The organism is Blautia schinkii (genome assembly GCF_013304825.1).
Taxonomy (GTDB): Bacteria; Bacillota; Clostridia; order Lachnospirales; family Lachnospiraceae; genus Blautia_A; species Blautia_A schinkii_B.
The window spans coordinates 101,951-110,779 of record NZ_JAAWUO010000015.1 but is presented as its reverse complement, the minus strand read 5'-3'; the positions used below and the strand labels follow the sequence as shown (position 1 = coordinate 110,779).

General features: G+C 40.4%; 6 protein-coding genes and 1 pseudogene. 2 read left to right on the top strand and 5 right to left on the bottom strand.

What is annotated here, in order from left to right; genetic code table 11:
- Positions 1-234: LPS biosynthesis protein (locus tag HFM85_RS12340; protein WP_173738474.1), on the bottom strand; the 234-nt coding region annotated here is incomplete at its 3' end.
- A 339-nt stretch (positions 235-573) separates the two neighbouring features.
- Here HFM85_RS12340 and HFM85_RS12335 point away from each other — a divergent pair.
- Both HFM85_RS12335 and HFM85_RS16850 read left to right on the top strand, forming a co-directional pair.
- Complete coding sequence (locus HFM85_RS12335; protein ID WP_055057071.1) at positions 574-810, top strand: DUF6061 family protein; 237 nt, start codon at positions 574-576, stop codon at positions 808-810.
- A gap of 64 nt (positions 811-874) precedes the next feature.
- Positions 875-1,150: pseudogene (locus tag HFM85_RS16850) on the top strand (IS1634 family transposase); the annotation flags it as partial.
- A gap of 411 nt (positions 1,151-1,561) precedes the next feature.
- Here the strand turns inward: HFM85_RS16850 and HFM85_RS12330 are convergent.
- From HFM85_RS12330 to HFM85_RS12315, 4 genes are all read right to left on the bottom strand, one after another.
- Positions 1,562-2,344, bottom strand: a complete 783-nt coding sequence (locus HFM85_RS12330; protein ID WP_202020365.1) for a ZIP family metal transporter — start codon at positions 2,342-2,344, stop codon at positions 1,562-1,564.
- 315 nt (positions 2,345-2,659) lie between these two features.
- Entirely contained in the window at positions 2,660-5,554 is a 2,895-nt protein-coding gene (locus HFM85_RS12325) for an ATP-binding protein (protein WP_173738472.1), read from the bottom strand.
- Positions 5,541-5,768, bottom strand: a complete 228-nt coding sequence (locus HFM85_RS12320; RefSeq protein ID WP_173738471.1) for a hypothetical protein — start codon at positions 5,766-5,768, stop codon at positions 5,541-5,543. The genes HFM85_RS12325 and HFM85_RS12320 overlap by 14 nt, the downstream gene beginning before the upstream one ends.
- Positions 5,769-5,873: 105 nt before the next feature.
- On the bottom strand, positions 5,874-8,825 hold the full coding sequence (locus HFM85_RS12315; protein ID WP_173738470.1) for a response regulator: 2,952 nt from the start codon (positions 8,823-8,825) through the stop codon (positions 5,874-5,876).
- Between the last annotated feature and the right edge of the window lie 4 nt (positions 8,826-8,829).

Here is an 8,829-nt window from a genome sequence, read left to right as displayed (position 1 = left end):
CAATGGTCGCATACAATTAGGAACATGTTCCTGATGCGCTCTGTGGATTGCTACACATTCCTTACAGTTTCCGTGATAACGACAGACTTTCAGGCAAGGACAGTGATCTTTGTCTTTATACTCCTTACGAAATTCCGCTGCAAATTCTTCTTGCAGTCTCAGTCCCTCGACACGGTTTCCCTTATGAAATTCTACCATTGCATCCAGTTCTTTCTGGTTCCCTTCAATCTTCATGTTATTATAGCGCCTCCATTTCAACTATTCCTCATTTTCTGATAAATTCCGATTGAGATTTCACCTGTTTTAAGAGATTTAATAACTGTTATATTTTGTTATTAAATTCTCTGTAAACCCTTGAAAACACTGGATTTGTCGCAGGTGAGCTTTCCCTTATTGTTTCCCTTGTGTTATATCGTCCCGCCAGTGTTTACAAACTCTGATAAGGGAAAATACAAGGGCAAGAAAATCATATAAAACAGTATAACACAAAATAAAAGTGACATGGTGAACTGATTGAAATGCTTCTGATTTTTGTAACTGATGATTTATTGATCGATAAGGAGATAAGATACGATGAGAACAATATTTGCAGAATATAATCCACAATGCAACAGTATTGATGTTTATACCAGTGCCGGCTATATGCTTCGCATTGACTGCTGGGAAGCTGAGAAGGACTTAAAAACCACGCCTGGATCAGACTGTGCATTAAATACACTTGCTATTGACGAACCACTGGAATATGCAAGATTATATCTTGATGGAAATTTACAGATGTGGGTTGATGCAGAAGATTCACTTGAACTTTAATATTTCCTGTTAAAAATTGAGTAGGAGGCAGTGACTAACCGCCGTCCTCTCAGTGGACAGCCCCGCTCATTTCATGACTTGCTATATCAGCCTTCTACTCTACCGTTTACTGGAAAAGAAACTCGGAAATATTTATACAACGGAGCAGATACTGGAAACTTTACGTTCTATGCAAGTGACACTTCTAAGTAAAGCGAGTGGATATATTCCCTCTTATACAAGAACCGAATTAACTGATGCATTACATAAAACATTTGGTTTTAGAACGGATTACGAATTTATTACTAAAGCAGATATGCGAACTCTCATCAAGGATACAAAACAGATAAAATTAAAATAAGAAAAATATAGTACATATCACTGCAAAGAGAAAAACGGCTACAATGCCCATATTTACTGGGTTTGTAGCCGCTTTGTTACCTTACAACTTTCAAAGATGGGATCATAACTGCTCAGATCTGCATCTGGCTGTTTTACAGCATTAATCAAATCGACCTGGCACTCTTCTGATTTGTTTTCCTTTCTGCATAACCATACCAAATAATTTTGTCCTTCCTCCTTAGCCGATTTTCCAGCCTTCTGGCTGGCTTCTGATATCTGCAAAATCCTTGTTTTTTCCCGGACAGTCTGATTTATAATATGCATCTGCAATCGGCGCCACCATGACAAGATGGCATAGTTGCCACAAATGCAGATCCTGTACTTTCTGATATGGTATATGCGAGTTCTCATAAAAATCAGTTTGCTCCTGTCACCCCAGTGCTACATCCAGGATCATCATCAAGCTAAATCCAAGTGCAAAGAAAAGCGTACCAATATTCGAGTGCTGTCCCTGCGACATTTCTGGAATTAATTCTTCAACCACGACATATAACATGGCTCCTGCTGCAAAACTCAGTAAATAAGGTAATGCCGGGATTACCAACTGTGCAGCAATAATCGTCAGTACTGCTCCAATCGGTTCAACCACTCCTGAAAGTACACCTCCGAGAAATGCCTTTCCCTTACTTTCTCCCTCTGCCCTAAGCGGCATGGATATAATTGCTCCTTCAGGAAAATTCTGAATGGCAATTCCAATTGATAAAGCGAGAGCACTTGTTGCTGTAATCTGTGCATTTTCAGCAAGAAATCCTGCATACATTACACCGACTGCCATACCTTCAGGGATGTTATGCAGTGTGACTGCCAGCACCATCATTGTAGTACGGCCAAGCTTGCTTTTTGGTCCTTCTGCCTGATCACTTCCAACATGAAGATGAGGAATCAAATGATCGAGTGCAAGTAAAAACAATATGCCAATCCAGAACCCAACAGCTGCCGGAACAAATGATAATGTTCCCATATCCTCAGATTGTTTGATAGCCGGAATCAGAAGACTCCAGATTGAAGCAGCAACCATTATGCCTGCTGCAAATCCTGCAAGTGCACGTTGCACTGATTTACTAAGTGTTTTTCTCATAAAAAAAACACATGCCGCACCTAGCGTTGTTCCAGCAAACGGAATCAGTATACCTTCAAAAATATTCATTTGCATTACTTTTTCCTTTCTTTGTAAACGAATATATACTTCATATATATGACAATGGTAATCTTTTTTGGCAGTATAGTTACAGTTCTATATCTTGTTGATTATATTTCCTAAAATCTATTATGCTATAATCTTTCATACCGGCTCTTTTGTTAGTAGTAACTAACTTCCGTATGTAAAAAAACCGTGCAAAAAGCACTCTGTAATTTCACACGGTTTCTTCTTGTGTTTAAGTATATCACTTACGAAATCATATAACAATAGAATTCTTTCACAATGTTTTAATATTTTACTCAAAAAGGAACAAACTCAACTGCATTTTTATCTTTCCTTTTCTTGTTCCCTTATACTTTCCGCCAAGGTAAGTAACAGCTTATCAACGTGAATTGGCTTTGCCATATGACCATTCATTCCTGCTGCAAGTGCATTTCTCTTATCCTCTTCAAATGCATTTGCTGTCATTGCAATAATTGGAATATCAGCCTTTTCTTTATCAGCAAACTGACGGATCAGTTTTGTTGCCTGATATCCATCCATATTCGGCATCTGAATATCCATAAGAATCAGATCATATGTCCCGGCAGGCATCCGATCAATCTTGTCCACACATTGTACACCATCTGCCACCCGGTCAGCCAGCAGCCCTTCATTCTCTAAAATAGTTGTTGTAATCTCTGCATTCAGATCATTATCCTCTGCAAATAAAATTCGTTTTCCCTTTAACACTGCTTTTGATACAGCTTGTTTTGGACTTGATTTTTTCTCATAATATCTATCATCAGCAAGTCTGTGTTGAAGAATCACAGTAAAGCAACTTCCCTTTCCAAGTTCACTGTTCACTTCAATCGTTCCACCCATCATATCGACCATTCGCTTCACGATAGACATACCAAGTCCTGTCCCGCCGATTTTTCCAATTGTCGTGCTACGTTCACGACTAAATGAATCAAATATGGTTGGGATATAATCTTTGCTCATACCAATCCCCGTGTCAGCCACTTCTGTTTTTATCTTTACATACCCCTCTTTATCTCCCGGAAGCTCATGTACTTTAATCGTCACAATTCCACCATCCGGAGTATATTTGAGTGCATTGCTTACAAGATTGATCACAATTTCTCTGACTTTTGTTCCATCACACACTACATTCTTATGTGTTACGCATATTTCACTCTTAATTTGTATGTTTTTTTCTTTTGCGACAGATTCGAACACTCCACAAATTTCTTCCAGTATATCACCCATTCTTTCAATATTCTCATCAATTTCCATCTTTCCGCTCTCAATGCGAGCCATATCAAGAACATTGTTGATAATGGATAACAAAAGCTTTCCTGACTGCTCTATTTTTTTCTGGTAATCAAGCAGCTTCGAATCTGTCAGATCTTCCTTCATCAACTGATTATATCCCAGTATAACATTCATTGGTGTGCGAATATCATGAGACATGTTATTCAGGAAATTGGTCTTGGCAAGACTGGCATTCTCTGCTTTTTTCAGAGCAATCTCCAGCTTATCATTGAGCTTTTGTGTGTCATTTGCCGCAAGCTTTGCAACAGCTTCAGCTTTTCTTGCCCTTCTTAAAAATATAAGGATAATGCCAATTATGCTGAGTGCAAAAAACCCGGCTGTGACAAAAAAAACAAGCATATTGTCTTTTACAAAATCAAAAAATGTCACCTTATCTGCTGTACTGTCATAGATAGCAAGTGCACTTGTAAGCATATCAGACGGCATGGTCTTCAAAGTTTTATTCAGTATCGACAAAAGAGCTGCTTCTCCACCTCTTACTGCAAAACATGCCTCCATTGTTTTTGTAAGCGGAACACTCTTGAAATTCTGATCGTTATCATATATCATCGCCTGACTTGCTCCCATGAGGAAACAATCTGCTTTTTCATTAATGACCATATCTGCCGCATCATCAAGCGAATCATAATCTACAAGCTTCCATTGGGGATAACTGAAAGCAATATGCTGTTTTAAGGCATCTTTTTCCTTGGGCACAGCTACTGTATACACATCATTTTCGTCAAAATTTTTCTCATCAGTTACTGCCATCAGACTGTAGGTCCAGGCTGTATTTGTAAGTGCACATCCTTTTTCTTCTACAAAATCGGGATTTCTGCCGGCATAAAAAATCATGTCAATCTCACGATCCTGCAGTGCCTGAAGCATTTCGTCATATTTATCATACGTCCGTATATTATATTCCAGTATCTGATTTCCCAGACAGTCTTTGGCATAGGAGATATATTCTGCCAGCGTACCGGTGAGTTTTCCAGTCTCTTCATCCATGCAAAAGATTGCCGGATCATTGTTTAAAAATCCTATCCTGATGTCACCATGTTCTTTCAGCCAGGATTTTTCTTCACCTGTAAGAATCTGATTATAGTCAAGGGTAAAATACTTCTTATACAGGTCTGCCTGAAAAAAAGGACTGTCTTGTTCCAACTGACGCATAGCCCGGTCCAACTCCGTCTTGATATCGCTGCGCTCTTTGTTTATTACAAAATATATGCCTGATTTACCAATACTGGTAACAGATGATATTCCCTGTTCAGACCAGATAGATTCCTCCAAGGATACAAAACAGTCTATCTCATGATTCGCTAATTTCTTTTCGACATCATCATTATTGTACACATTTACATGCTCTGTATGTATACCATTCTTATTCTCCCACTCTGTCAGCATAATTTCCGGCTCTGTACCTAATAGCACACCTGCACGTTTCCCATCCAGAGACCTGAAATCAGAGGACACAATATCCATATCTGACAAATCAGCATAAAGAATATATTTTTCCTCTCCCATTGGTTCCTCTGAAAAAAGCATCTTTTCTGCACGTTCATCAGTGTAAGAGATATCTCCCATGACATCAATCTCACCGTTTTCAAGCTTATCAAAACAGTTGGACCAGTCACATTTCACATACTCAAATTTCCATCCGGTATAGCCTGCCAGAGCCTGCATAAGTTCATAGCCAAATCCTCGTCTGATACCGTTTTTATCGACATAATTGAAGGTATCCTCAAATGAACCGACACGGATAATCTTCTGTTGTGTTGATTCATTTTGTACTGCCGTCTGTGACAGCTTTTCATCATTATTCGTCTCAGCAGCCCGGCAATGTACTGACAACATCATCCAAATTACCAGGATCACAAATATAACTGCACATAATATGACTGATTTTTTTCTACTTTTGTACATTGTTCTTTTCTCCAAAACTCATCATAACTGGCATCAGATACCCTGTAATCTGACGCATAATGGATTGATAGGATACTTCCTGGACTGGATCTGTTGACGAGATACTTTTTATAAAATTTTCCCTCAGCTCAATATAGTACATTTTATCATACATACCACTGAGAGCCTCTGTCATTGCAATATGACGTTTAAGCTGATACATGTTCCCTGGCACTATATTCCTGCTAAGATTAATCTTGCAATATTTGCATGGGGATACTCTATATTAAAGCTTCTCACGGATTCCTCTACAATTTGCTGATCATCCGGATGTTAGGTTTTATTCATACAGATTATCTTGTAAAGCAGAAATCAATTCCTCTATAACAATTGGCTTGGATAAGAAGCCATCCATACCGCATTTCAGTGCTTTCTTTCTGTCTTCATCAAAGGCATTTGCCGTCATGGCAAGGATGGTAATTCCCGCCAGTGCCGGATCATCCAACGCACGGATCTGCTGAGTAGCTTCATATCCGTTCATTACAGGCATCTGCACATCCATCAGCACCAGATCATAATTACCTGGTATTGAATTTTTAATCTTCTCCACTGCCTCTGCTCCATTTTCTGCGGTATCAACCAGGAAGCCATATTCATTAAGGATCTCCACTGCAATTTCACTGTTCAGTTCATTATCTTCCACAAGCAGTATGGATCTGCCTCTGAAGTCTGAACCTGCTTTCGGAAAAATCGAATCCTCCTGTCTGTCCTGTTTCTGACCGATCGCAGCCATCAAGGTCTCTCTGATATCTGACATAAACATAGGTTTCGAGCAGAATGCAGTTACCCCTGCTGCCCTGGCTTCCGCTTCGATATCTGACCAGTCATATGCAGTCAGGATAATGATCGGTGTATCATCTCCAAGACTACGAATCTGGCGGGTGACCTCAATACCATTCATATCCGGCAGACGCCAGTCGATGATATAAGCATGGAATGCATCTGCCATTTCCACAGACTGGCGTGCACGGAGAACAGCCTCCCTGCCGGAAAGTGTCCATTCCGAACGCATCCCAACCTTTACAAGCATCTTTGTTACACTGTCACAGGTATTGAAATCGTCATCTACAACCAGTGCCTTAAGACCTTCCAGCTCTGCGATCTTCTCTGTGCGATGATGTTCAGGCTGAATCCGTAATGACAGACGGATAATAAATTCCGTACCTTTTCCCTGTTCTGTCTGAACCTCGATGGTTCCGCCCATCATATCCACGATGTTCTTGGTAATAGCCATGCCAAGTCCTGTACCCTGAGTCCTGCTTACAGTGGAAGTCCGCTCTCTCTCGAAAGGAGAAAAGATCTTCTGTACAAATTTCTGACTCATGCCGATTCCATTATCCTTTACCCTGATTTCGTACAGTTCACAGCCTCTCTGTGTACCCGGATACTCTCTCAGCCGGACAGAAACAGTTCCGCCTGCAGGAGTAAACTTGATCGCATTGGACAAAAGATTCAGCAGCACCTGATTCAGTCGTGTCTTGTCACAATAAACATCCTCATTGGTAACATCCATGACATCCATGTAAAGCTCCAGCTGTTTCGCATGGATCTGTCCGCTGATAATGGTTTTCAGATCATGAAGAACCTCTGACAGACTGACTTCCGTTTCTTCCAGATGGATCTTTCCGCTCTCAATACGGCTCATATCCAGGATATCATTGATCAGTGAGAGCAGATGATTACTGGAGGAAAGGATCTTACCCAGATAATTCCTTACCCTTTCTTTATCATCAATATTGCTTACAGCCAGTGTGGTAAAACCAATGATCGCATTCATTGGTGTCCGGATATCGTGAGACATATTGGAAAGGAAGGTGCTCTTTGCCTTGTTTGCAGTCTCCGCAGCACGGACTGCCTCAGAAAGCGCCTGGTTCATTTTTCTGTCAGAGGTACGATCTGACAGAACCAGGATATATTTCTTTTTTCCGTTTACCTCGCTGCCCATTGCAACATTATGAAACCAGCGTTTTTCCCCGGTTTTCTGATGAACATATTCGAAATCCCATTCCCTCTGTTCATGAACCTGGATTCCCTCCAGATGATTCTTCTCCAGATCATCAGCTTCCCCGGGATTTAGTTTTCCCAGGGTCCAAACATCTTTGCATATCTGTTCTACCGTAACACCCAACAGTTTTTCCGCATTTGGGCTGACATAATCTGCCTGATATGTTTTTGCATCCAGCATCAGGAAAACGTCATCCACATTCATTGAAAGCTTTTGAAACAGCTCATCTCTGTACAGGATCTCCGTATCCTTTTTCTTAAGGTTTGTCCTGCTTTTTTGAATAACAAGACTGATAAGGAAGGCGGCAATACAGAGTACGACTGCCCCCACAAGGACTATCGTACTACGCTGCAGGCTGTTCATACTGGCATTGACGATATCTGCCTTTACAAGTCCCAGAAACATCCAGTCCTGAATATCCGATTTTTCATAGACCAGATAATAATTTCTTCCATCCAGATTTACCATCATCGCATCGGTATGGCCCGCTTTAAACTTTTCCGAAAGTTCAAGGATCTCTTTTTCAGACATATTGGAATGCTCTCTCAGAACTCCCAGAAAATTATATGTATTCCCCCATGACTCAAAGGAATGATCGACCACAACACGGCCATCCGGATGAACAACATAGCTCTTTGCATTTCCATTGAAGGCAGAAATATCCAGTACATCTACGATATCATCGTTTTCATAGGCAATAGCGATCGCATCATATTCAAATCCCTGATAGCTTCCATGAGCCCTGGGAGTGGCAAAAATAAGCAGCTGGGATTTTCCGGGAACTGCTGCATTCGTTATCACATCATTTCCCTGCCGGATATCCTCTTCAATATTTTCCTGTAATCCAAGGAAACCTGTTTCCCCTGTTACCATCTTATAGTTCCCGTCAGCTGACAGAAAATAGAAATCCAAAAATCCGGCATCTTCCTGCGCTTTCTCGATGTAATTACGAATTTCGTTTTCACCGAATGTATTCTGCAGATTCTCACCCCACATATGAAGATAGGTCAGATTCTTATTTGCCAGTTCCCTCAGCATATTATCAGACTGATGAAAAACCTCCGTCAGATGAGAAACACTTTCCTCATAAACAGTTTTCGACACAAATCCGAAATATCGAAAAACCATCAGAATAATTCCAAGAGAAACAGCTATAAAGACAGATATCCTGAATCCTTTTCTCATAACAGGCTTCCTTCTGTCTGTATCATGATTCTTAATATCCATTCTT

What these genes read in the sequence shown, in the direction of transcription:
- HFM85_RS12335 (WP_055057071.1), top strand. Translation starts at nt 574, where the DNA reads ATGAGAACAATATTTGCAGAATATAATCCACAATGCAACAGTATTGAT.
- HFM85_RS12315 (WP_173738470.1), bottom strand. Translation starts at nt 8,825, where the DNA reads ATGGATATTAAGAATCATGATACAGACAGAAGGAAGCCTGTTATGAGA.
- HFM85_RS12330 (WP_202020365.1), bottom strand. Translation starts at nt 2,344, where the DNA reads ATGCAAATGAATATTTTTGAAGGTATACTGATTCCGTTTGCTGGAACA.
- HFM85_RS12325 (WP_173738472.1), bottom strand. Translation starts at nt 5,554, where the DNA reads ATGTACAAAAGTAGAAAAAAATCAGTCATATTATGTGCAGTTATATTT.